General features: G+C 40.6%; 29 protein-coding genes, 1 other RNA gene and 1 pseudogene. 24 read left to right on the top strand and 7 right to left on the bottom strand.

Features of this window, described 5'->3' with window-relative positions:
- Positions 1–21 precede the first annotated feature (21 nt).
- Genes AKG37_RS08090 through AKG37_RS08075 form a run of 4 tightly spaced genes read left to right on the top strand, consistent with a single transcriptional unit; the run spans position 22 to position 2,801 of the window.
- The gene (locus AKG37_RS08090) at positions 22–789 is read left to right on the top strand and encodes an ATP-binding cassette domain-containing protein (protein WP_060698336.1); all 768 of its coding nucleotides are present in this window, start codon (positions 22–24) and stop codon (positions 787–789) included.
- Entirely contained in the window at positions 761–2,158 is a 1,398-nt protein-coding gene (locus tag AKG37_RS08085) for a hypothetical protein (protein ID WP_060698335.1), read from the top strand. The genes AKG37_RS08090 and AKG37_RS08085 overlap by 29 nt, the downstream gene beginning before the upstream one ends.
- A complete protein-coding gene (locus AKG37_RS08080) occupies positions 2,155–2,523 on the top strand; it encodes a hypothetical protein (RefSeq protein ID WP_060698334.1) in 369 nt (122 codons plus the stop codon). Before AKG37_RS08085 ends, AKG37_RS08080 begins: the two co-directional genes overlap by 4 nt.
- On the top strand, positions 2,520–2,801 hold the full coding sequence (locus tag AKG37_RS08075; RefSeq protein ID WP_060698333.1) for a hypothetical protein: 282 nt from the start codon (positions 2,520–2,522) through the stop codon (positions 2,799–2,801). Before AKG37_RS08080 ends, AKG37_RS08075 begins: the two co-directional genes overlap by 4 nt.
- A gap of 22 nt (positions 2,802–2,823) precedes the next feature.
- Here the strand turns inward: AKG37_RS08075 and AKG37_RS08070 are convergent, their stop codons facing one another.
- Entirely contained in the window at positions 2,824–3,288 is a 465-nt protein-coding gene (locus AKG37_RS08070) for a GNAT family N-acetyltransferase (protein ID WP_078060986.1), read from the bottom strand.
- A gap of 15 nt (positions 3,289–3,303) precedes the next feature.
- A complete protein-coding gene (locus AKG37_RS08065; RefSeq protein WP_060698332.1) occupies positions 3,304–3,768 on the bottom strand; it encodes a hypothetical protein in 465 nt (154 codons plus the stop codon).
- Between the two features lie 120 nt (positions 3,769–3,888).
- Here AKG37_RS08065 and AKG37_RS08060 point away from each other — a divergent pair, with 120 nt between their 5' ends.
- A complete protein-coding gene (locus AKG37_RS08060) occupies positions 3,889–4,521 on the top strand; it encodes a MarC family protein (protein ID WP_060698331.1) in 633 nt (210 codons plus the stop codon).
- Positions 4,522–4,576: 55 nt separating this feature from the next.
- On the opposite strand, the gene AKG37_RS08055 is transcribed toward AKG37_RS08060, so the two are convergent.
- On the bottom strand, positions 4,577–5,113 hold the full coding sequence (locus AKG37_RS08055; protein ID WP_034280936.1) for a GbsR/MarR family transcriptional regulator: 537 nt from the start codon (positions 5,111–5,113) through the stop codon (positions 4,577–4,579).
- 269 nt (positions 5,114–5,382) lie between these two features.
- Between AKG37_RS08055 and AKG37_RS08050 the strand changes: the two genes are divergently transcribed.
- From AKG37_RS08050 to AKG37_RS08035, 4 genes are read left to right on the top strand one after another with little or no spacing between them, the layout of a single operon-like run.
- A complete protein-coding gene (locus tag AKG37_RS08050) occupies positions 5,383–6,531 on the top strand; it encodes a betaine/proline/choline family ABC transporter ATP-binding protein (protein WP_060698330.1) in 1,149 nt (382 codons plus the stop codon).
- Between the two features lie 13 nt (positions 6,532–6,544).
- A complete protein-coding gene (locus tag AKG37_RS08045) occupies positions 6,545–7,198 on the top strand; it encodes an ABC transporter permease (RefSeq protein WP_060698329.1) in 654 nt (217 codons plus the stop codon).
- Between the two features lie 13 nt (positions 7,199–7,211).
- Positions 7,212–8,129: an osmoprotectant ABC transporter substrate-binding protein gene (locus AKG37_RS08040; protein WP_060698328.1), complete on the top strand. Its 918-nt coding sequence runs from the start codon at positions 7,212–7,214 to the stop codon at positions 8,127–8,129.
- A 21-nt stretch (positions 8,130–8,150) separates the two neighbouring features.
- Complete coding sequence (locus AKG37_RS08035; protein ID WP_060698327.1) at positions 8,151–8,840, top strand: ABC transporter permease; 690 nt, start codon at positions 8,151–8,153, stop codon at positions 8,838–8,840.
- 81 nt (positions 8,841–8,921) lie between these two features.
- On the opposite strand, the gene AKG37_RS08030 is transcribed toward AKG37_RS08035, so the two are convergent.
- From AKG37_RS08030 to AKG37_RS08020, 3 genes are all read right to left on the bottom strand, one after another.
- Entirely contained in the window at positions 8,922–9,242 is a 321-nt protein-coding gene (locus AKG37_RS08030; RefSeq protein WP_060698326.1) for a winged helix-turn-helix transcriptional regulator, read from the bottom strand.
- 81 nt (positions 9,243–9,323) lie between these two features.
- Positions 9,324–9,725 carry a helix-turn-helix domain-containing protein gene (locus tag AKG37_RS08025; RefSeq protein ID WP_060698325.1) on the bottom strand — a complete coding sequence of 134 codons (402 nt, stop codon included), beginning with the start codon at positions 9,723–9,725 and terminating at the stop codon, positions 9,324–9,326.
- 130 nt (positions 9,726–9,855) lie between these two features.
- A complete protein-coding gene (locus AKG37_RS08020) occupies positions 9,856–10,260 on the bottom strand; it encodes a helix-turn-helix domain-containing protein (protein WP_034660010.1) in 405 nt (134 codons plus the stop codon).
- 153 nt (positions 10,261–10,413) lie between these two features.
- Here AKG37_RS08020 and AKG37_RS08015 point away from each other — a divergent pair, with 153 nt between their 5' ends.
- The 7 genes from AKG37_RS08015 (at position 10,414) to ssrA (ending at position 15,767) form a co-directional block, all read left to right on the top strand.
- Positions 10,414–10,647, top strand: a complete 234-nt coding sequence (locus AKG37_RS08015) for a helix-turn-helix domain-containing protein (RefSeq protein WP_149865070.1) — start codon at positions 10,414–10,416, stop codon at positions 10,645–10,647.
- A gap of 26 nt (positions 10,648–10,673) precedes the next feature.
- Positions 10,674–10,964 carry an AbrB/MazE/SpoVT family DNA-binding domain-containing protein gene (locus AKG37_RS08010; RefSeq protein ID WP_060698323.1) on the top strand — a complete coding sequence of 97 codons (291 nt, stop codon included), beginning with the start codon at positions 10,674–10,676 and terminating at the stop codon, positions 10,962–10,964.
- Positions 10,965–11,150: 186 nt separating this feature from the next.
- The gene (gene secG, locus AKG37_RS08005) at positions 11,151–11,384 is read left to right on the top strand and encodes a preprotein translocase subunit SecG (RefSeq protein WP_003212746.1); all 234 of its coding nucleotides are present in this window, start codon (positions 11,151–11,153) and stop codon (positions 11,382–11,384) included.
- 124 nt (positions 11,385–11,508) lie between these two features.
- On the top strand, positions 11,509–12,255 hold the full coding sequence (locus tag AKG37_RS08000) for an alpha/beta hydrolase (RefSeq protein ID WP_060698322.1): 747 nt from the start codon (positions 11,509–11,511) through the stop codon (positions 12,253–12,255).
- Between the two features lie 19 nt (positions 12,256–12,274).
- Positions 12,275–14,617 carry a ribonuclease R gene (gene rnr, locus AKG37_RS07995; RefSeq protein ID WP_060698321.1) on the top strand — a complete coding sequence of 781 codons (2,343 nt, stop codon included), beginning with the start codon at positions 12,275–12,277 and terminating at the stop codon, positions 14,615–14,617.
- A 139-nt stretch (positions 14,618–14,756) separates the two neighbouring features.
- Positions 14,757–15,227: an SsrA-binding protein SmpB gene (smpB, locus tag AKG37_RS07990; protein WP_012011279.1), complete on the top strand. Its 471-nt coding sequence runs from the start codon at positions 14,757–14,759 to the stop codon at positions 15,225–15,227.
- Positions 15,228–15,403: 176 nt separating this feature from the next.
- Positions 15,404–15,767, top strand: a transfer-messenger RNA (tmRNA) gene (ssrA, locus tag AKG37_RS07985).
- 73 nt (positions 15,768–15,840) lie between these two features.
- On the opposite strand, the pseudogene AKG37_RS19180 reads toward ssrA, so the two are convergent.
- Positions 15,841–16,553: pseudogene (locus AKG37_RS19180) on the bottom strand (site-specific integrase); the annotation flags it as partial.
- 202 nt (positions 16,554–16,755) lie between these two features.
- On the opposite strand from AKG37_RS19180, the gene AKG37_RS07975 reads away from it, so the two are divergent.
- From AKG37_RS07975 to AKG37_RS19300, 8 genes are all read left to right on the top strand, one after another.
- The gene (locus AKG37_RS07975) at positions 16,756–17,136 is read left to right on the top strand and encodes a hypothetical protein (protein ID WP_060698319.1); all 381 of its coding nucleotides are present in this window, start codon (positions 16,756–16,758) and stop codon (positions 17,134–17,136) included.
- Positions 17,137–17,152: 16 nt separating this feature from the next.
- Positions 17,153–17,728, top strand: a complete 576-nt coding sequence (locus AKG37_RS07970; protein ID WP_060698318.1) for a VanZ family protein — start codon at positions 17,153–17,155, stop codon at positions 17,726–17,728.
- A gap of 591 nt (positions 17,729–18,319) precedes the next feature.
- Positions 18,320–19,930 (top strand): histidine kinase N-terminal 7TM domain-containing diguanylate cyclase, encoded by a 1,611-nt coding sequence (locus tag AKG37_RS07965; RefSeq protein WP_060698317.1) that lies wholly within the window; start codon positions 18,320–18,322, stop codon positions 19,928–19,930.
- Between the two features lie 251 nt (positions 19,931–20,181).
- On the top strand, positions 20,182–20,637 hold the full coding sequence (locus tag AKG37_RS07960; RefSeq protein WP_060698316.1) for a DUF6376 family protein: 456 nt from the start codon (positions 20,182–20,184) through the stop codon (positions 20,635–20,637).
- Between the two features lie 106 nt (positions 20,638–20,743).
- A complete protein-coding gene (locus tag AKG37_RS07955) occupies positions 20,744–21,049 on the top strand; it encodes a metal-sensing transcriptional repressor (RefSeq protein WP_060698315.1) in 306 nt (101 codons plus the stop codon).
- A 72-nt stretch (positions 21,050–21,121) separates the two neighbouring features.
- Positions 21,122–21,328, top strand: a complete 207-nt coding sequence (copZ, locus tag AKG37_RS07950; RefSeq protein WP_060698314.1) for a copper chaperone CopZ — start codon at positions 21,122–21,124, stop codon at positions 21,326–21,328.
- Between the two features lie 80 nt (positions 21,329–21,408).
- Positions 21,409–23,844: a heavy metal translocating P-type ATPase gene (locus tag AKG37_RS07945; protein ID WP_060698313.1), complete on the top strand. Its 2,436-nt coding sequence runs from the start codon at positions 21,409–21,411 to the stop codon at positions 23,842–23,844.
- On the top strand, positions 23,841–23,975 hold the full coding sequence (locus tag AKG37_RS19300; RefSeq protein WP_273700881.1) for a hypothetical protein: 135 nt from the start codon (positions 23,841–23,843) through the stop codon (positions 23,973–23,975). The genes AKG37_RS07945 and AKG37_RS19300 overlap by 4 nt, the downstream gene beginning before the upstream one ends.
- Positions 23,976–24,118: the final 143 nt, after the last annotated feature.

Raw genomic sequence — 24,118 nt, 5'->3', positions numbered from 1 at the left:
TGAAACAAACGGAGGGTTATGATGCTGACATTACAATTAAAAGAAAAAACGTATAGCCGCACGTTCTCTCTCCGCAATATTCAAATGACTGTGGAAAAAGGGCAGATGCTGCTTCTTTTAGGGCATAATGGTGCGGGAAAGACGACGATGATCCAAGCCATGTTCGGACTGACGCCATTTATAGGCTGTGTCACTTTACATGGTAAACAGCTGAACCTTCAATCCTCAGATCATATCTCCTTGTTGAAAAAACATGTTTCCTATATTCCTGACGACTATGCGTTGTTCGATTATTTAACGCCGAGGGAATACTTTCAATTACTTCAGCTGCCAAATGAGCAAGATGTCACACGGGAAGAGACATTCATTGATCTGTTTGAACTGGGTGCTTATATGGATCAGCCGATCGCTCAGCTGTCCCATGGCAATCAAAAGAAAACGCAGATCATCTCACAGCTTCTCAGGCCATGTGATTATTATGTATTCGACGAGCCAACGAACGGACTTGATCCAGATATGATGATCATCTTAAAAAAGGTACTGATGAAGCTGAGAGATCAAGGTGCTGGTATTCTCATTTCAACTCATCATTTGAGCTTTGGTGATACGTTGTATGACCATCTCATGATCTTAAGAAATGGTGACGTCAAGCTGGATATGTCCCGCCAAGAGACGAATCAGACATTTCCTCATCAGGCACTTGAAGATATTTATAAAGAAGTGAATCGAGATTACTATATGCAGGTGGAGAGGTTACTCAATGATCTGGACACGACACGTTCTTCATAAAATAGAATGGGGTATGCTGACAGCGAAAGCAAAGCAGCTCGGACAAAAGTATCCTTTACAGCTGCTCGCAGCTGCGACTTTTTTCTTGCTGATGTATGCGATATACGTCGTCATCAGCCTGCGCTTTTTTATGCAGACAGGAGAAAGCGAACCAACTGATTTATACCTCCAATTGATGAAAATGACTCTCTTACTTTTAGGTGCAGGTATTGTTTTATCCCGCAATAAATTGAAGCGCCAAGAATATCAATTCTACTTTTTGAACAGTGCGATACAAAGTGTGCCCTTTGTCCTTTGTGCGTATTTCTTTCCTGTGCTTTTTTGTTTCCTCATGATTGGACTGCTTTTTTTACCGATTGTATTAGGTCTTTTGATCAGCGGTCAGGCACTATCTCTGTATTGGATAACGGTTGTCTGTATCACTTGCTTTGTACTGGCACTGTTTTCGCTTGCCTCTTGGATGGTGATGCGGATTTGTGTGAGCCATTTCGTATCAAAAATAAAAGAGCATTTGCTGCTGCAAACGATCGGCTTTGCGGTGCTTAATACATTAGTGTTTCTCCTTTTGCAAAAAGCAATGGAAATGATCCGCGTATGGCCATCAGTCTATCTGATGTTTCTGGTGATCCTTCTAAGCGCTGGTTGGCTATGGCTGAAGGGGGTAGCTGCTTGTTATGTCAATCGGATGTTTTTGCAGCTGAAAACAGAGATGAAGTCGTTCTCTTACAAGAAAATCAGAACGCAGTCTTCCTTTCTGACGCATCTTCGGCAGGAATTGGTTTATTTTAGCCGTTCAGCTGTTTTTAAAGAACAAGGCATTTTGTTTCTATTTCTCGTTTGTTTAACGGCGGGGCTGCCATTTGTCTTTACCCCAGTAGAAACTGGCTGGCTGTATGCGTTTATTTTGCAGTTCGCTTTAAAAGAAATATTGATCATGCTTCCACTGATGATTGGCAGAGAATATTATATCAATCAAAGGGCCATCTTTATGTTAAATACATCAAAGGGAGCTTATTTATTACCGAGAATTTTATTTTATTACGCAATCAATTTAATGACATACTTTGTGTTTATTGGGCTTGCCTATTTGGTGATAGGTATTGAAAGTGAAGGTCATGGCTTAGCGAGTTTATCCATTTTATTGATTACTGCCATGGCGGCCTGTACAGGATTTGTCGTGAGGATTAGTGAGTTTAATAAACTGTTTGTGATCGTCATGATGATTGCTGTAGTCAGCTTCATCGATATGCTTTTATTGCAGTGGCTTTCGTCAAATGTATATCTTCTCGCCACCGCCTATCTGCTAGGTTCAGTTGTATTTTTCAGCGGTATATATTTTGTCATGTTAAAGAGGCCGGTCTTGCGATGATTGAGCTTGTCATGAGTGTCCTAGCAGTTGTGCTGATCCATGAACTCGGTCATATGCTGATGGTCATGGTGTGTAACAAAATCGACAAAAGACCGCTCTTTGATTTTGTGGTCATGATTGATTGGAAGCATGTGGCGGTCGTCCATGAGGCATTTGCCCGGCCGAGCTTCAATTTAATGGTGGCACTTGCAGGTCCACTTTTTCCAGTGCTCAGCTCGATTGTGCTTTTTTTACTCTGGAAGCATCCCGTGAGTCATCAGCTGCTATTTTTTTCTTTACTGAACACGGTGATGCTGCATCCAGCTTGCCCAGACGGGAAAAATATCACAGCCAGTTTAAAAGAGATAAAGGAGAGAAAGAAATGATCAAAGTATTTCATTCGTTTTCTAGCGGCTTAACACTTGCGATGCTGTATGTATTTGCTGTGTTTATGACCCCAGTTTTTTTACTGCTGCTAGAAGTCAATCATGTTGAATCAAGTCCCACGATGTTTGGCATGCCATTTTATATCATGAAAATTGAGGAGTATCAGTTCAGTTCAGAGGCGACACTCTTCGGATGTGTGGTCTGCTTTTTAGCTGGCGGCGTGCTCTATTTCTTCATTCAATATGTGATTCATGTGATAAAAAAGCGCAGAACATAAAAAAAGCAGACGGAACAAAGCCTCAGTCTGCTTGAAAAGTGTGTGACAGCCGTACCATATCCATACACTGAATACCGTTTTCAAAAATCGGTTCATCATAATGTTTAAGAAAGAAATCGCGGTCAATAGATGACAGGCGGAAGCCGCATTTTTGATAAAGTGCGAGCTGCTGAATACTTGAGTTGCCTGTGCCGATTTCAATCGTTTGAAATCCAGCGGCCTTGGCTTCAGCAATGGCATGGCGAATCAGCTGCTTCCCAATTCCTTTTCCCTGATAGGATTCTTTTACAGCGACATTCATGATTTCGACTGTCTGCTGAGACAGAGATAAAAGCACATAGACACCAATCACGTCCTGTTCATGAAATGCGGCATAACAAGCACCGGCTTCTACATAGGCAAGAACCTTTTCCTTTGAAGGGTCAGCTAATAGTAAAAGATCCATAGGGACGGATTCATCACGCGACAATGGTCGAATCTGTATCACATTTTTTCATCCTTTCTATTCTTTAATATACCCTTGTTTCACGCCCCAATCATATTGATCCTGTACCCACTGTGAGGGCGGATTGTGGGTGACATTTGGGTCCTTTTTGACAGTTGTTTTCCTTGCAGCCTGCGCTCTCTGCTTATTCGCTTGAGCAGTGGCTTTTGCTGTTGCCAGTTCTTTTTGGAGCTGGTCGATTTTCCCCTCAAGCGCTTTACGCTGCTTGGCTTCTTTTTGGTAGGCTTTCTTTTCTTTATTCAACTTTTTTGTCATGGTGGACAGTTTCTTTTTTTGATCTTCGTTTTCATGCTTCATCTCTGTTTGATCTGATTTTAACTGCGAAAGCTGCTCATCGTTCAATTTGCTTTCTTGTTGATGTTTTTCCTCTGCTTCTTTGATAGTCTGCTGCTGCCAAACAATCCAGCCAGCTGCTCCTAAAACCGCAATAGATAAAAGGATAATGGTGATCGTTTTCTTCATGTGTGATTCCCCTTTCTTTAAAAACCTCTATTAACATCGGTCAAATCCGTACAGGTTTTAACATAACAAGGGAATATTCACATCAGATTGGCAGACACTATGAAAAAAGGAGGGTGTCTGTTGATTTCCTTTATGATTCATGTTGTGGTCTCATTATTTGCTGTATCAAACCCCATTGGAAACGTGCCTCTTTTCATTACCTTAACAGAAGGTTATTCAGAGAAAGAACGCTCCCAGACAGCCAAAAAAGCGATTGTGGTCTCTTTCATTATTTTAATTGCTTTTCTATTGGCAGGCAGGCTCATTTTCAAATTGTTTGGAATCGATATTCATGCACTTCGCATCGCAGGAGGTATCTTTATTTTTGGTATCGCTTACAATTTGCTGAATGCAAAGGAGTCACATGTCCAAAATCCTCATTCTGAGGAAAAGGCAGAAAGCAAAGAGAAGGCTGATGTATCTGTTACGCCGCTTGCGATCCCGATCATCGCTGGTCCGGGTACAATCGCTACAGTGATGAGTTTAACCCCGGGAAGTGAAGGGATGCTTCATATGTTAGCGATTCTCATCGGCATTGTCATCGTTCTGGCAATGACGTATTATGCCTTTCATTATTCAAGTTTCATTATGCGAAAAATGGGGAAAACAGAGATGAATGTCGTGACACGGCTGATGGGATTAATTCTTGCTGTAGTGGCAGTTGAGATGATCGGTGCAGGATTAAAAGGGATGTTCCGAGTGTTTATGGCATAAGTGTATATAAAAAAGCTGTTTTTTTCTACATGAATGTAAAATAAAAACAGCTTTTTTAAGGTTTCGGCACATGCTTAAACACTTCTTCACTTTCAAAGAATTCAATTAAGCGGCTAATCCAATCATAGTAATCAAGACTTTCTTTTATTTCTGAAAGAAGCAGATTGATTTTATCCTCTGTCTCTTCTGGCAGGTCGTCCTGTTCCAGCAGTTCCAGCAATTCCTTGCACGTTTTCTTATGTGCTTTGCGGTTTTTGCTGACAACTCGGGACCAATTGGCTGCAAACAAAGAAATAAACGTCTGGTATTGATCTTGTTCAACGTCATATAGATCTTTACGTATTCCTTTTTCATAAACCTTTTCTGCAATATTCAAATCAAGCATTTCTCGAACGACTTGACTCATCCTTGTTTTGCTCATGCCGGTCGCCTCTGATAGCTCTCCAAGCGTCATTGGTTTACGGTTCATGTGAATGATACCAAGCACTCTACCTACTGTAGAAGAAAGACCAAAGGCATTCATGTTCTCGGCAGCTTTTTCAATATAATGATCCTGTGCTTTTTGAATGGCGCCTAACGCTAGCTTGTCCACTCCCCGCTTCATCCCTTCACGACTGACAATTTGTAACACAATATATCATATACCTGTTTGTTGATGAAAACAATAAATATTGAGTATTTGCTCGTAATTTGGAGGAAAAAGGAGAGATATCTATATATCAGGCCGTTAACTGAAAATTTTAAATAAATGTTATGCAATACAAACACATCGTAAACTTTTTATTTTATAAAGTTTGCACTATAATAAATAAGGTGTAAATTTTCTGAAAATAGGAATCCGACTAACTGGAGGTGTCTCATTTGCTGAAATTAGAGAATGTATCAAAGACGTATAAAGGCGGAAAAAAGGCTGTCAAAAATATTGATTTAGACATAGCAAAAGGAGAATTTATTTGTTTTATTGGACCGAGTGGCTGTGGTAAGACAACCACGATGAAGATGATCAATCGACTCATCGAGCCTTCCTCAGGAAACATCTTCATCGAGGGAGAAAACATTATGAAAAAAGATCCAGTTCAATTAAGAAGAGAAATTGGCTATGTGATTCAGCAAATTGGACTGTTCCCCCATATGACCATCGCACAAAACATTTCACTTGTTCCGAAGCTGTTAAAATGGCCGGAAGAAAAACGAAAAGAACGGGCCCGAGAACTACTGAAGCTTGTCGACATGGGACCGGAATTTTTAGAGCGCTACCCTCATGAGCTCAGCGGAGGACAGCAGCAGCGAATTGGCGTTCTTCGCGCACTAGCAGCAGAACCCCCTCTGATCCTCATGGATGAACCGTTTGGCGCACTTGATCCAATTACGAGAGATTCATTGCAGGAAGAATTTAAGAAACTGCAAAAAACGTTAAATAAAACCATCGTATTCGTCACACATGATATGGATGAAGCCATTAAACTAGCTGATCGAATTGTGATTTTAAAAGATGGAGAGATTGTGCAAGTCGGTACGCCTGATGATATTTTGCGGAACCCTGCCAATGAATTCGTAGAAGAATTTATCGGAAAAGAACGACTGCTACAATCGAACCCGAACATGGAACGTGTAGAACAAATGATGAACACGTCACCAGTGACCATTACAGTCGAAAAAACATTAACAGATGCTATCTATATTATGAGAGAAAAGCGGGTTGATTCTTTGCTTGTAGTAGATGAACATCATGTGCTAAAAGGCTATATCGATATTGAAACAATCGATGCCAACCGCAGAAAAGCAGCCTTCGTCGGTGATATTTTAAATACAGAGTTCTATACCGTACAAGAAGGTGCACTTCTAAGAGACACCGTTCGAAAAATCTTAATACGCGGCATTAAATATGTACCGGTTGTGGATGCAGAGGGACACTTAAAAGGCATTGTGACACGTGCCAGTCTTGTAGATGTCGTGTACGACTCCATTTGGGGAGACGATACACCGGCGGCTGTCACTGAAATGAAGTAAGGGAGGTGTACACATGGATCAAATCATCGATTTTCTAGAGAAAAATGGTGGGGAACTCCTCACAAAAATGTGGGAGCATTTATATATCTCCTTAATTGCGGTCGTGCTCGGTATCATCGTTGCCGTGCCTTTAGGCGTAGTTCTCACACGAATGAAAAGAGGCGCAGGTTTTGTCATCGGTGTTGTGAATATCTTTCAAACACTCCCTAGCTTAGCGATTCTTGCATTTTTTATTCCTATTTTGGGGGTTGGGAAAATACCTGCAATCGTTGCTCTCTTTTTCTATTCGGTTTTACCTATATTGAGAAATACGTATGCCGGCGTCCAAGGTGTGAACAAAAACTTGCTAGAGTCCGGTAAAGGAATCGGGATGACAACATGGGAGCAAATTCGGCTCGTTGAACTCCCGCTTGCTGTACCGATCATTATGGCTGGTGTCAGAACGTCAACGATTTATTTAATTGGCTGGACAACACTTGCTGCCTTTATCGGTGGAGGCGGTCTAGGTGACTACATTTTAATTGGACTTCAGCTATACCAGCCGGAATACATTATTGCGGGTGCAATCCCAGTCACGATTTTAGCAGTTATCATCGACTTTTCATTGATGAAGCTTGAGAAAAAAGTAACACCAGAAGGCCTAAAAGGATTGAAGGAAGTTTCATAAGGAGTTGGCTTATGTGAAGAATCGAAAAACAAAATGGATCAGTGCACTGCTTGCAGGTTGCTTGCTATTGATAAGCGGCTGTTCACTTCCTGGACTAGCCGGCTCCTCAGGGGGCACGCTGCGAATTGGTGCACAAAACTTTACCGAATCAGAAATTATGGCCTATATGGTTGGAGATATGATTGAGCATTACACAGATAAAAAGACGACGATTGTGAAAAACCTCGGCTCCAATACCGTGCAGCAGAAAGCGATGGAAAACGGAGATGTCGACATTTCTGCGACAAGATATACAGGCACAGATTTAACAAGTACGCTTGGAATGGATGCGGAAAAAGATCCGAAACGGGCGATGGACATTGTACAGAAGGAATTCAAAAAACGTTACAACTACAAATGGTTTGATTCGTATGGATTTGATAATACGTATGCCTTTGCCGTGACGCAGAAGATGGCGAAGGAAAACAACCTGCAAACAGTCTCTGACTTGAAAAAGAATGCCAAAAATTATCGTTTCGGAGTGGATAATGTTTGGCTTAAAAAGAAAGGGGACGGCTACGAAGGGTTTGTGAAAACATACGGAATTGAATTTGGAAACACCTTTCCGATGCAAATCGGTTTAGTCTATGACGCATTGAAAAATGAAAAAATGGATATTGTCCTTGCCTATTCAACAGATGGGCGGATTAAAGCGTATAATCTTAAAATTTTAAAGGATGATAAACGATTCTTCCCGCCATATGATGCATCACCTGTAGTACCGGAAAAAGTGTTAAAGGAACATCCAGGGCTGGACAAGGTCATCAACAGGCTGATTGGAAAAATCGATACAGAACAAATGCAAGAGCTAAACTATCAAGTCGATGGGGAGCTCCAAGAACCAGCCACCGTTGCGAAAAATTTCTTAAAGGAACACAATTATTTTGAATAAGATGGGGAGGTGTCAGGGCTGATGGACACATTGCAGCAATTATGGACGTATTATCAGCAGAACGGTTCATATGTGTTAGAAGAATTTTATCGGCACTTTCTCATGTCAGCGTATGGAGTGTTGTTTGCGGCGATCGTCGGAATTCCAGTAGGGATCTTTGTGGCGCATTACCGCAAGCTGAGCAATTGGGTGTTCGCCATTACCAACGTCATTCAAACGATACCAGCTTTAGCGATGCTTTCCGTGTTGATGCTTGTATTAGGACTTGGCGCAAATACAGTCATCCTATCACTCTTTCTGTATTCGCTTCTGCCGATCATCCGAAACACCTACACAGGAATTGTCAGCATTGAACACGCCTATTTAGAATCAGGTAAAGCGATGGGCATGACGAAATGGCAAGTGCTGAGAATGGTTGAATTACCGCTTGCTTTATCAGTCATTATGGCTGGTTTAAGAACCGCACTGGTCATCGCCATCGGCATTACAGCGATTGGAACTTTTGTTGGTGCGGGAGGTCTAGGTGATATCATCATCAGAGGATCAAACGCTACAAACGGAACAGCCATCATTTTGGCAGGTGCGATTCCAACTGCGCTCATGGCCATTATTGCCGACCTTGTCATGGGCTGGCTTGAACGCTATTTAAGCCCAACAAACAAGAAGAAAGAAAGAAAAGCGTTAGCTGAGAAAAACATGACATCTGCTTAAACGCTTGAAAAGACAAAACCTCCTCTATATGAATAGGGGAGGTTTTTTTATGATGATTAGGCGGCCTACACCAGGAGAAATTTATGATTCAAGTGTGATCCATTCAGATGACCACTTTGAAATTTCCTCAAAAACGGGTGCAAGTGAACGCCCCATATCCGTTAAAGAATACTCAATGCGCACGGGTGTTTCAGCAAAAACCTCCCGTTTCACAATGCCTGCTGCTTCCAGCTCTTTTAATCTCTCAGATAATACTCGTCCGCTTAAATTTGTCAGAGCCGCCTCAATTTCACTAAAGCGCTGCTGACCTGAGAGAAGCTGAAAAACAATCAGTGCAACCCAGCGTTTACTTAATAACTCAACTGCTTTTTCAAACCGCGGGCACATGTCAGATTGATTCATCTTTCTTCACTCCAATCTGATCCCATTATACCGTAAATCTGTCATAAATCGGCGAAAAAAGCTTGTAACGATCAAAACATTTTATGATGACGAGCGGCTGTTTATTATAAATAACAAATAGCGGTTAAGGTCCTCTATTTCTTTTTTCGAAAGGGTCGACCATATGTCTCCATCAAATATTTCGAGATCACTCAGTTCATATTGCGCTGCGGCTTCCTTTATTTTGGATAAAGTCATTTCTTCATCCTTCAACTGATGGACAGAAGAGGCTTCCTCAATATAACCCGCAGCCTGCATCATTTCTTCATAAGATACCTTTAATGCACCAGCTAGCTTCTTAATCGTAGGAGGTTTCGGAATGCCGCGTTTCCCGTTTTCAATACGAGAAATACCGGCAGCGCTGACCTCTGAGTACATCGCTAATTGGTTCACTGACAGCTTCTTTTCCTCACGTAATGCTCTTAAATATGCACCAAAGTTCATCAACGCAAAACCTCACATGGTTATAGATTCGATATGTCCATTCTACATGATTTGTTGACTATTGGCAATAAGTACACCATGAAAATATTGACATTAGTTAATGGTGGATGTACATTAGGTTTATGCCCCGCTATTTGTTCGCCTTTTTTTGGTTAATGAGCGTGAGAAAGTATTCATTCAGCTGGCTGATGTCTTGTGCGGAGAGCCTTTCCCATTTGTCCCCATCAAAAATGGGAAGATGTTCTACATCCTTTTGAAGCGCCGTTTGATAGATTTTTAACATGGACTCATATTTCGGTTTCATTTCATGAACTTGTTCCTGTTCAATATGACCGGCAAGCAGCATTAAATCCTCATAAGGCACCTTCAAGGCGTGTGCTAATTTTTTTATGGTTAAAGGTTTTGGCACACCGCGCTTTCCATTTTCAATACGAGAAATACCAGCAGCGCTTACACCTGAATACATGGCAAGTTGATTGACCGACATTTTTCGGTTTTCTCTTAAAATGCGTAATTGTTCACCAAAGTGATTCATGACATCGAACCTCACTTTCAGTATATGACTTATTTTAGTATGATCATTGACCAAAGGGAATAGCGGAGGGGTAAAAGTGTTGACTTAAGTAAATGAATCTGTTTGATGTGAACGCCTTACATGTTGTACATATTGATTCCATAGGAGGTTGTAATGATGGTCGAAAAGATTCAGATCAGGCGGGCTTTTGTCATGCAGTATATGATCGAGAACGATATGTCTTTAAATCAGCTCGCAGATGAAATTGGCATTTCTCCTGCTACACTCAGCAGGGTATTAAATGGTCATCGGAAACCAGGACAGCTTGTCATTGGCAAAATGATTCATTACTTTGATAAGAAATTTGAAGAGCTATTTTACTATGAAAATATTGACAAAAGTCAATAAATGAAATCATCAAGGAGGAAATGTCATTGAAAAGGACTGGGATGGTCAGACATATTGATTCTCTAGGCAGAATTGTTTTGCCCTCAGAAATGCGCAAGGTACTCAATATTAAAGAAGAGCAACTGTTAGAAATTTTCATTGAAGATCAAACCATTATGCTCAAAAAATATGATGCAGATAAGAGCTGCCTGTTAACGGGCCAAGTGACAAAGTACAACAAAAGCTATGGAAATGGGAAAGTGATGCTGAGCCCTGAAGGAGCTGAACGTTTGTTAGTTGAATTAAAACAGCTATTGAAGGAAGAAGCAACTCATTAAAAACGTATTTTTAACTGAAAATTGCATATAAAAAATGCTGCATACGGCTCTTTGGAACGAAATTGAATCAAAATAACAAATCAAGTCGACAATATATAGGAAATCTTTATTTTGATGTTTCGTGACATGCACCTTGTTTTCATGTAAAATAAAGCTATGTGTACCAGTTTGTCTGGAGGTGTTTTCATGCACGCATTTGTTATCACATTACTCGTAATTGTCAGTATCGCACTTATCATCGTTGTATTACTACAATCAAGTAAAAGTGCTGGACTGTCAGGCGCTATTTCAGGTGGAGCCGAGCAGCTTTTCGGTAAGCAAAAAGCGAGAGGCCTTGACTTGATTCTTCACCGATTAACGGTTATTTTGTCAGTGCTTTTCTTCATCTTAACACTAGCATTGGCATATTTAGGCGTGTAAAGCGCGAGTAACAGAAGGTCTGATCTTTTTTCAGACCTTTTTTTATTATCAGCACTCTTTTGTGTTTGTTTCATACATACAAGTGGAAAATATACACCATATCATAAGGAAAGGAAGTCACATCATGAAAGTTGTTACACCAAAACCATTTACGTTTAAAGGTGGAGAAAAGGCGGTGCTTCTTCTTCACGGTTTTACTGGGAATACAGCCGATGTTCGAATGCTTGGCCGTTATTTGAACGAAAGAGGATATACATGCCACGCACCTCAATATAAAGGGCACGGTGTGCCGCCAGAGGAGCTTGTTCATACAGGCCCGTCCGATTGGTGGAAAAACGTAGAAGAAGGCTATCAGTTTTTAAAAGATGAGGGCTACGAGGAGATTGCGGTTTGCGGACTATCCCTCGGAGGAGTTTTTTCATTGAAATTAGGTTACACTGTACCTGTAAAGGGAATTGTACCTATGTGTGCACCTATGTACATAAAAAGTGAAGAAGTCATGTACCAGGGTGTACTAGAATATGCCCGAAACTATAAGAAATTCGAGGGTAAGTCAGAGGACCAAATTGAACAAGAAATGGAAGAGTTCAAGAAAACACCAATGGATACACTCAAAGGCTTACAAGAGCTTATTGCAGATGTCAGAAACAATGTCGACATGATTTATTCACCTACTTTTGTTGTGCAGGCACGTCATGATCATATGATTAATACAGACAGTGCAAACATTATTTATAACGAAGTAGAGACAGATGAAAAGCATTTGAAATGGTATGAAGAATCGGGCCATGTGATCACGCTTGATAAAGAGCGGGAAAAGGTTCATCAGGATGTGCATGCATTCTTAGAATCACTTGATTGGTCAATTTAAATATATAGGGGGTTAGAGTGTGCAAAAAGAAGAATTTATGGATGAATTACTCGCTTTTATGAAAGAAGAAGCATATAAACCATTAACGGTACAAGAGCTTGAAGTCATGATGGAAATCACGAATTCAGATGATTATAAAGAACTCATCAAAGCACTCGTGACATTGGAAGATCAAGGACTTATCGTTCGCACGCGAAGCGACCGCTATGGTGTGCCGGAAAAAATGAACTTGGTAAAAGGAAAGCTGTCTGCTCATGCAAAAGGATTTGCATTTGTGACACCTGAAGAGTTTGGACAGGATGATATTTTCATTCCGCCAAATGAGCTGGGCACAGCGATGAATGGCGATACCGTCATGGTTCGTGTCAGCCATAAATCAAATGGCACCAAAAAAGAAGGAACAGTCATCCGTATCCTGGAGCGTAACACTCAGACGGTTGTCGGTACGTATACAGAAACGAAAAGCTTTGGCTTTGTCATACCGGATGATAAAAAAATCACAAACGATATCTTCATTCCGAAATCCGCTAAAAACGGAGCGGTCGAAGGTCATAAAGTCGTTGTCACGCTGACAAGCTATCCAGAAGGAAGAATGAGTGCAGAGGGTGAAGTGACTGAAATCCTCGGCCATAAAAATGATCCTGGCATTGATATTTTATCCATCATTCATAAGCACGGCCTGCCAGGTGAGTTCCCGGAAGAAGCACTCCAGCAGGCAGCAGACACACCTGAAACGATTGATGAAAAAGACCTCGAAGGCAGACGTGACCTGCGCGGCGAAACGATCGTTACGATTGACGGTGCAGATGCGAAGGACTTAGATGATGCTGTTACGGTGCAAAAGCTGGAAGATGGCAAATATAAGCTTGGTGTGCACATTGCGGACGTCTCTCATTATGTGAGAGAGAATTCCCCGATTGATCAAGAAGCTTATGAACGTGGAACAAGTGTGTATCTCGTTGACCGAGTCATTCCAATGATTCCGCACCGCCTGTCAAACGGGATTTGCTCATTGAATCCAAAGGTCGATCGTCTCACGCTGTCTTGTGAAATGGTCATTGATCCAAATGGGAAGGTCGTCAAACACGAGATTTTCCAAAGTGTGATCAAAACGACGGAAAGAATGACCTATTCTGACGTCAATAAGATTCTAGTCGACCAAGACGAAGAGCTTATAGATAAATATGAGCCGCTTGTGCCAATGTTCCAAGAGATGGAGAAACTTGCAGAGATTCTTCGTGAAAAACGGATGGAGCGCGGGGCTGTAGACTTTGACTTCAAGGAAGCAAAAGTGCTTGTAGATGATGAGGGAGCAGCGAAAGACGTTGTCATTCGTGAGCGTTCCGTTGCAGAGAAATTAATTGAAGAATTCATGCTTGTTGCAAACGAAACGGTTGCAGAGCATTTCCACTGGATGAATGTTCCGTTCATTTACCGAATTCACGAAGAACCAAATCCAGAGAAGCTTCAGCGCTTTTTAGAGTTCGTCACGACGTTTGGTTACATTGTGAAAGGAACATCAACAAATATTCACCCGCGCGCACTTCAAAGTGTCCTCGATGCTGTCAGGGATCAACCAGAAGAAGTCGTCATTCAAACTGTGATGCTCCGCTCTATGAAACAGGCGAAGTATGATCCAGAAAGCATTGGTCATTTTGGATTATCAACGGAATTCTATACGCATTTCACATCACCGATCCGCCGTTATCCTGATTTAATCGTGCATAGATTGATTCGCACGTATTTAATTCAGAAAAAGACAAACGAAGCGACCCTGGAAAAGTGGGGCCAGCTGCTCCCTGAAATCGCAGATCATGCGTCTACGATGGAGCGCCGCTCAGTCGATGCAGAACGTGAAACAGATGACCTGAAGAAGGCAGAGTTTATGCTTGATAAAATCGGTGAAGAGTTTGATGGTATGATTAGTTCCGTGACGAACTTCGGACTATTCGTTGAACTGCCGAATACAATAGAAGGTCTTGTCCATGTCAGCTACATGACAGACGACTATTATCGTTTTGATGAACAGCACTTTGCCATGATCGGTGAACGTACAGGGAATGTCTACCGTATCGGTGATGAAATCACAGTCAAAGTGGTGAATGTCAATAAAGATGAGCACTCAATTGATTTTGAAATCGTTGGCATGAAAGGCACCCGCCGTAAATCGCCAAAAGATTTCAAGTTCAAAAAACGAACAGATCCACCAGCGAAAAAAGGGCGTGGAGGTCAAAAGGCCTCTGGAGATAAAGCCAAAGAGGATAAAGGCGGAAGTGACTGGTTCACAAGCCGTAAGAAGAAGAAAAAGAAAAAGCGCGTGTTTGAAAACGCACCGAAACAAAAGCGTAAAAAGAAAAAGTAATGTGACAAAAAGCAAATAGGGCCTCACGCTCTATTTGCTTTTTGACCACATGGCATCATCATTGTCGAAAGCTGGATTGTTTGATAAAATAATCCGTACGATTTGGACCGTGTTTGTGTCAAAAGGAGGGTGTACGCCAATGCCAAAGGGAGAGGGAAAGGTTGTTTCCCAAAACAAAAAAGCAAATCATGATTATTTTATAGAAGAAACATATGAAGCCGGCCTTGTGTTACAAGGAACTGAAATCAAATCGATTCGTGCTGGAAAAGTGAATTTAAAGGATTCATTTGCCAAAATCGAACGAGGAGAAGTGTTTCTTCACAACATGCACGTGAGCCCATACGAACAGGGGAACCGTTATAACCATGATCCGCTGAGAACGAGAAAGCTGCTGCTTCACCGCAAACAAATCAGCAAATTGATTGGTGCGACAAAGGAAGAGGGCTACTCACTTGTGCCTCTTAAACTATATTTAAAAAATGGCTTTGCCAAAGTGCTGATCGGAATTGGGAAAGGTAAAAAGAAATACGATAAACGTGAAGATCTGAAGAAAAAAGATGCAAAACGTGAAATCGAACGTGCCTTCCGTGATCGTCAAAAGCAATTCTAGCATGATGCAGATGGCTTGCTGAGAGCGGAAGCATTATGCTACAATATGTTATGCAGTCAACAATCGTCGCTGTTTTTACAGAAACCACCAGTTGTTTCGAGCGATAAGGTTGTTATAATAGTTATATACGGAAGCAGTTAAGCTGAACGTTTCCATCCCGTATATCCCTTTTACAAGGGGACGTTACGGATTCGACAGGGATGGTTCGAGCTTAGGCTGCGAGCCGAGAGGCGATCTCGTTAACACGCACTTAAATGTAACTGGCAAAACTAAAAGTTTTAACCAAAACTTAGCACTAGCTGCCTAATAAGCGCAGCGAGCTCTTCCTGACATCGCCTATGTGTCTGTGAGGAGCCCAATGAAGTAGGCTACGCTTACGTTTCCGTCTGAGGACGTAAGAAGAGATCCATCAGACTAGCTCTCCAAGCGCCCGTCAGCAGGCATGAGGATGAGTGAACACGTAAATATGTTGACTACGCTCGTAGACGCTTAAGTAATCGATGTCTCTGGACGTGGGTTCGACTCCCACCGTCTCCATCAAAACTTTTAGAATGCAGTCGTATCAAGGGTTTGAAAGCCCTTGATGTGGGGCTGGCAACATTTTGGCATCATTTTAGAAAACTTCTTCCTCCATGAAAGCAACTACTTCTTTTTGTTTAGAAGGATAAAGGTGACTATTAGTGTTCAGTGTTTCATCAACATCTGAGCGACCTAAACGATTTGCCAGCACCAAAGGATTGCAGTTCTTATTGATTAAATATGATGCGTGAGAATGGCGAAATTCATGAATGACAATTTTTTTAAATTTGCTTCTTTCAAATATTTTGCATAACGTCTGTCAATAGTGCTTGTAGCGATACTATCGTAAAACGTTCCAAAAACTCTATAACTATTTTTAACTGGCGCTATTTTTTCAGCGTCATTTTTTGTGCCCTTTAATAGATCCCTTTTTGATTTGGCATCAAAATAATTCTAATAGATGCGGCTGTTTTTGGAGGGTAATTTCTCTATTATACTCCGTCTTATTAATTTCTATATAATTTTCTTCAAAATTGACATCAGCCCATGTTAAGGCAAGTAACTCTGCTTTTCTCGTTCCACTAAAATAAAGAGTAGAATATAATGCTTATACAATGGATCCTCTACCACACTTATAAATGTTTTAAACTCTTCAAACTCCCAGTAATTCAACCTTTTATTAACAGTCACTTCAAAATTACCAACGACTTTCACCGGATTGTTCTCAGTACCGTGATACTTCGCTGAGAATACGGCTGATAAGGTAGAATGGATTTTTTGGGAATCACGAGCGTATTTATTGGTAATCGTTTCAATTAAGATTTCTATATATAGGAACAGTTCTAGCTCGTAGACTCTTAAAGAGGACATTTCTAAATTAGTTATGAGAAATTTTACAAATAAATCAATATTAAAAAGCACAAATAACTTAAAATTAAACTAACTTTAAAGTTATGTAACATAAATCTTCGCTATAATTAATGTTATTATATTGAAGGAGTGGTAAGAAGTGAAAATTAAAAAGGTTTTAATGGCAGTTGCCCTATGTTTAAGTTTATTGACCCCTATAGCTGTTCAAGCAAAAGACGATCCATCGAAATTTACTTTTGAGTTTAAACATCAACTTACGTCTAGAAATTGGAGTTTAAAAGGAAAGAACATTAAAATTTCAACGACTAGTGATACTTATGGACAAAAAGGCAGTTTTAAAATTGAATTGTATCGTAAGACTGGATGGTTTTCAAGTAAATATGTGGGTGTGAAAAGTTTTACAAAAGAAGGAACCACTACAAATGTTTATTCTAATAAGACATCAGGAGATTTTTATATGATTTTTAAAAAAGCCCAAAGTAGTGTTTATACTGGTGGGCATGGAAGAATTACAAATTAGTAAGAAAGGTGATTAAATGATTACCAATGGTTTAGCTATTTTCATTGGTTTATTGATGTATATTATATTTATTTTGTTTCGAATTTACAAAATATTTATATTGAAACAAAAATTTTATCCAATTGAAAAAAGTATATTTATTTTTGGTTTTTTTGCTTATATTAGTGGACTTTTATATGTTACATTATTTCCTATTCCTATAGATGTGAATTTGATTAATGATCGAATTTCTGAGGGTTTTGAGGAAGAAAATAATTTTATACCGTTAAAATCCATTATAAACATAATTAGTGAAAGTTCTTTGACCACTATATTGACTCAAATTGGAGGTAATTTATTATTATTATTTCCTTTGGCAATATTTATTCAATTAGTTTTTAATAATTTATCTTTGAAAATAAGAGGGGTATTCATAATTGGTTTTCTTTCATCACTTATTATAGAGATGAGTCAGTTAACCATCTCAAATTTAATCGGTTTTACTTACAGAAGTTTTGATGTAGATGATTTAATTTTAAATACACTCGGTTTTTTTATTGGTTATTTTTCATATAAATTTGTTTATCCAATAAGAAATTTATTTTTTGAGTGATAGGAAATCTTGATGCTGTTTGAAATCTATTATGGTTATCTAAGCTTGTAGACAAAGTCTATAAGCTTTTTTGTATAATAGGAATAAATATGTAATTACAACGTGAGAAGAAAGGGGAAAGTAACTAAAAACAGTGACTTTAGATGTGTTAATTTTTGAAGATTTTCTTGTGCGAAAAAAATTAAAAATACAATTCTAGTCAAGGCCCTTACTAGGTTGCAATGGATTCCATGTAAATGCTGAAAAGAAGACAAGAGGCAAAAACGAAAAATATTTGATTATTTGTTAACTGTTTATAGTAATTAAATCAATTCCGTGAATTGAATATTTATAAATATTTGAAAGATCACTTATTCTTTTTGAACCTCCTCATCTTTTATTCCAAACTTACATAGATATTTGCTACACCACAACATGCCTTTCCTTAAAATTAAGCAAAAATAGTAAAAAGATTGGATTTTCATTACAAGTAATCATCTAAAAATAGACCAAAAACCTCCAACCAAATCAAAATCACACCTTCCCATTTGTGACGTCCTCATATATAGTGATATTAGACTAGTTCTAAATAACTGAAATTGGAGCGTTTACATGGATTCGATTGTTTTACATTTTATTGTGATCATGAGTGTTTCTGGCATTCTGTCCGTGATATTATCAATCATTGCTCATGCGAACCGCCATCGGTATATTGGCTGTCAATTGTTTATGTACATGTCTGGGGCAACTGCGATTTATATCTTTGGGCATACGTTTGAATTACTGGCGCGTACCCCTGGAGAAATCATGTTCTGGGTTTGTTTTCAATACATAGGTCTTCCGTTTATCGCACCGCTTAGTCTGCTGATTGTGCTGCAATTTACGGGGTTCCATCAATATTTCACAAAGCGCCGCTTGTTTCTCATCTTATTGATTCCAACTCTCACAACCATTATGGTGTTTACCAACTCTTTGCATTCACTCTTTTATCGAAGCATTTCGATAAATCCAGTAGATGGGTTTTTATTGGCTGATTTTACGATTGGTTATTGGTATATCATTCATGGCGTCTATACGTTTGGCTGTTCGATGCTCGCTATTTTTATGCTGCTTTGGTTTTTACGTGTGACAAAAAAAGAGTATTTAAAGCAGATTCTGATCCTGCTAGTGGGAATGTTATTGCCAATCACGACTTCTTTTATCTATTTATTAGGTGTTACACCTCTTCATATTGATCCGGTCCCTGTGGTGATGTTTTTAACCAACTCACTCTATTTATGGGCGATTATGTCGTTCCAGCTTTTTAAGCTGTCTCCAATTGCGATGGAGCGTGTGTTTGAGCATATGTCTGAAGGGGTTCTCATTTTAGATCGATATCGAACACTCATTGATTACAACCCCGCTGCTGCATCGATTATTCCAGCACTTGCTGATAAAAAGGGGATTGGCTTTAAAATCGACGATATTTTCTCAGGCTTTATCAAAGAGTCAGCATTCATTCAGTGGCTGCGTTCTTCGCAGGATCATTCGCAATATGATTTGATGTGGGAAAAGGAAAAAGACCAGTCCTATTATTATCATCTTACTGCTTCGTCGCTATTTAATAGACGAGGAGAGGTCGAGGGCAGGCAAATTGTGATCAGTGATGTAACAGAGCAGCGTTTGCTACAGGAAGAGCTGGAGCGTCGTGCGTATATCGATGGATTGACGAATATCTTCAATCGTTCTTCTTTCATCGAACGAACGCAGATGATCTTGGAAGAGGATGCGCAGGATACCGCTGTTATGCTGTTTGATATTGATTTCTTTAAACAAATCAATGACACACACGGACATCATATCGGGGACGAAGCGCTGCGTCATGTTGTCTCTATTTGTCAGCAGCATTTACAGATGGACGATTTATTTGGACGATATGGCGGAGAAGAGTTTGCTATTTGTCTGCCGCATCATTCATTTGAAGAGGCATGTCATATTGCGGAGCGAATGAGACATTCGTTTGAGATGAGTTTCTTTGAGAATGATGAGGAAAAAGTGCGAGTGACAGCGAGCTTTGGAATTGCTCATACAGCTTATGATCCAAATGTATTAGAAACTCTTCTATATGAAGCGGACCAAGCCTTGTATATGTCAAAACGTCAAGGACGGAACCGTATTTATGCGTCAACTGGAGCGGACTATATGCTGTATGAAGAGCACGATCAGCCGTCGGCTTCTCATTGACTGCTCGCCTGACATTCGATATGATAAACATAACATTTGAACGGTTTCCTAAAGGGGAGTAGCTTTTACGGTTTGGTCGTCACTACAGAAACATCCGTTGTTTCTCGGCCATTCCGGCATGAACATGTTAGCCAGACCTTTGCCTATCACACATGAGGCAAGGGTCTGGCTTTTTTTAGGTCTTTTTTCATCCTTGTGATAGGGGAACAGAACAAATGATGCTTTCAATACAGATGAAAGGATGATCGATCTTGAAAAAATATGTGATGGCTTTCCTCTTTTCCGGCACGCTTGTATTAAGCGGATGCTCGGGCTTGCTTGATCAGGTCAATGATACAACGACATATGTCACTGAGGCAAATGACTATGTGAGAGACATTCAGCAATTTACAGAGGACTTTCCGAAACTCGCTGAAGAAGCTGTGCAAAATGCTGCCAAAAAAGCAGAATTAACACAGCAGCTAGAATCATTGAAGGCAGATATTCAAGATTTTAATGAAGTCACAGCGCCAAAAATGGCAGAAGACCTGCATGCGCAGATCATTGAAAAAAATAAGGTGCTGTCAGAGGAGATTCAAACGTATTTACAGCAATTGAAAACAGGCGATATCGACGTTGCTGCCATGATAGAGGATCAGCAGGGGTTGATTCAGCAGCTTCAGCAATCCGTCAATCTTTTGCAGGATATCGAACAATTAACAAACTAAGAGAAACACAGCTTTAAATGCGGTGCTCAGCATATCTTTGCCTTTTCCGGTGGAGATATGCTTTAATTTATGTACAGACAAGTCATAATAGAAAAAAGGTGATCACATGACAGAACATGAAGAACGACATATGGCTTCGCCTAGAGCCGAGAAGGAAAAAGATCAATTGATCAATCGCTTAAAACGAGTAGAAGGACAAGTTCGCGGGATTCAGCAAATGATTGAAAACGATCGTTACTGTATAGATGTTGTGAATCAAATCTCCGCAGTCAATGCGGCTTTGAAAAAAGTCAGTCTTCAATTGATGGAAAAGCATACACATCACTGCGTAGCAGATGCTATTAAAAGCGGCAATGGGGAGGAAGCCATTGAAGAGTTAATGACAGTCTTTACGAAACTGACAAAATCGTAGCATTTATGTTTACAATGATACCCTACTAGGGTATAGTAAACTGTAGAAAATGATTGATGGAGGCGATGAGAAGTGGAACAAGCAACACTTCAAGTGCAGGGCATGTCTTGCGGGCATTGCGTGCAAGCAGTCGAAGGAAATGTAGGAGAATTAGCAGGTGTTGAATCTGTGAAAGTCCATTTAGACAAAGGACAGGTGGAGGTTTCTTTTCACCCGGATCAAGTCACGTTGCACCGTATCTCTGATGTGATTGAAGAACAGGGGTATGATGTTGTATAAATAAGTATACGTGCTGCTAAACAGCACGTATTTTTTTAAAAATATAATACCCCCATGGAGTATGTGGAGAGGTGAGATCAATGAAGAAGGAAATTGACTTTCAAATTACGGGGATGACCTGTGCTGCTTGTGCAGGTCGCATAGAAAAAGGATTGAACCGCCTGGAAGGTGTAGATGATGCCAATGTGAATTTAGCGCTTGAAACTTCCCATATTGTCTATGAAGCGGAGCAGCTAACGCCAGATGATCTGAAGCAAAAAATTCAATCTCTTGGCTACGATGTGGTGATGGAGCAAGCAGAATTTGATATAGAGGGAATGACGTGTGCGGCTTGTGCAAACCGAATCGAGAAAAAAATTAACCGATTGGATGGTGTTGATCACGGGTCTGTAAACTTTGCTCTTGAGACGCTTCAGGTCACATATCATCCGGGCCAAACGTCTACAAATGACATAAAAAATGCGGTGCAGTCTATTGGGTATGCTTTAATTGAACCAGCCGCAGGTCAAGTAGAGGAAGGAAAAAAAGATCATCGCCAAGCAGCAATAGAGAAGCAAACGGCACGGTTTTTATTTTCGATGATCTTGTCACTGCCGCTTCTTTGGGCAATGGTCAGCCATTTTTCTTTCACGTCCTTTATTTGGCTGCCAGAAGCGTTCATGAATCCATGGGTTCAGCTGGCGTTAGCAGCACCAGTGCAGTTCATTGTCGGCTGGCCCTTTTATGTAGGTGCTTATAAGGCGTTAAGAAACAAAAGTGCCAATATGGATGTTCTAGTCGCACTTGGAACATCTGCCGCGTTTTTCTATAGTTTATATGAAAGCATTCAGTCAGCGGTTCAAGGCACACATGAGGCAGCTCTCTATTATGAAACAAGTGCTGTACTCATTACATTAATCGTACTCGGAAAATTAATGGAAGCAAAAGCGAAAGGGAGATCATCAGAAGCGATTCAAAAGCTGATGGGCTTACAAGCGAAGGAAGCGATCATTGAGCGAGACGGCAAAGAAATGACTGTGCCTATTTCTGAGGTGAAAGTGAATGATCTTGTGTTTGTCAAACCGGGGGAAAAAGTGCCGGTAGATGGAGAGATCATAGAGGGAACATCCGCAATAGATGAGTCCATGATTACAGGAGAAAGCCTGCCAGTTGATAAAACCGTAGGAGATATGGTCATCGGAGCAACGATCAATAAAAATGGATTTATGAAAATAAAAGCGACAAAAGTCGGGAAAGAGACGGCGCTTTCACAGATTATTCGAGTTGTAGAACAAGCGCAGGGTTCAAAAGCACCGATTCAAAGAATGGCAGATCAAATATCAGGGATATTTGTTCCCATTGTTGTAGGAATTGCTGTGCTCACATTCCTCATATGGTTTTTCCTTGTTAACCCAGGAAATGTGACCTCAGCACTTGAAACCTTTATCGCCGTCATCGTCATCGCATGTCCGTGTGCGCTCGGCCTTGCCACTCCAACGTCTATTATGGCTGGCAGCGGTCGTGCCGCAGAATCAGGCATTCTGTTTAAAGGCGGAGAGCATTTAGAAGTGACGCAATCACTCGACACGGTCGTTTTAGATAAAACAGGAACTGTGACAAAAGGGGAGCCGAGTCTGACGGATGTGTTGGCATATGCGAATTGGACAAAAGATGCGGTGCTGCAGCTAGCAGGATCAGCAGAGCAGCAGTCGGAACACCCGCTTGCCCGAGCGATCACAGATGGAATGAAGGAACAAGGTCTTGAAGCGGTCGAAGTTGAAGCCTTCCAAGCAGATCCAGGTCATGGAATTGAAGCAAATGCCGCAGGACACAAGCTTTTCATTGGCACACGGAAGCTTTTACAGAAACATCATATTCAAATTGATCAAGTCGAAGCATCAGTAACAAAGCTGGAGGAGCAAGGGAAAACGGCTATGCTCGTCGCAATTGACGGCGAAGTTGCCGGCATTGTAGCAGTGGCAGATACGATCAAATCGTCCTCTCCTCAAGCCATCGCTCGTCTAAAAGAGCAAGGGATTCACGTTGTGATGATGACAGGTGATAACAAGCTTACAGCAGAGGCGATTGCGAAACAGGCAGGCATTGATCATGTTATAGCTGAAGTTCTGCCTGAGGAAAAGGCAGCGCACATTGCGGCGCTTCAGGAACAAGGAAAGAAAGTCGCCATGGTTGGAGACGGCATCAATGACGCCCCAGCTCTTGCAACAGCGAATATCGGGATGGCGGTTGGAACAGGGACAGATGTTGCCATGGAAGCGGCAGATATTACGCTCATGACAGGAGATCTCCATGCCATTGCAGATGCGCTAACATTTAGCAAAAAAACGATGAGAAATATTAAACAAAATCTATTCTGGGCGCTTGCCTATAACTGTATTGGGATACCGATCGCTGCATTTGGATTTCTTGCACCATGGCTTGCAGGAGCGGCAATGGCCTTTAGTTCTGTGTCGGTTGTGCTGAATGCGCTCAGATTGCAGCGATTGAAGCCAGTCAGAGAGGGAGTGGCGGAATGAAGCTGAATGTCAAATGGATCTGGACTATTTGTGCATTGGGCTATGTTGCTCTTGTACTCATTGGATATGCGGTTTATGATGAATTTTATTTAAATCAAAATACACCAAGTGAACAGGTGCAAAATCATTAAGACTTCGCCAAAAGCGAAGTCTTTTTTTAACAATTTTGTGGAAAAACCCACCTTTTTAAAGATTTTTCATAAAAAATTCACTTCTTTTTGTTCCTTTTTGTCGTTTTTTGTAGGTTCATCGTTAAGATGCGATTAAGCAACAA

Source organism: Bacillus australimaris, assembly GCF_001307105.1.
In the GTDB taxonomy this organism is placed as follows: Bacteria; Bacillota; Bacilli; order Bacillales; family Bacillaceae; genus Bacillus; species Bacillus australimaris.
Note: the sequence above shows the minus strand (reverse complement) of the source record. Positions and strands in the feature narration are given on the sequence as shown.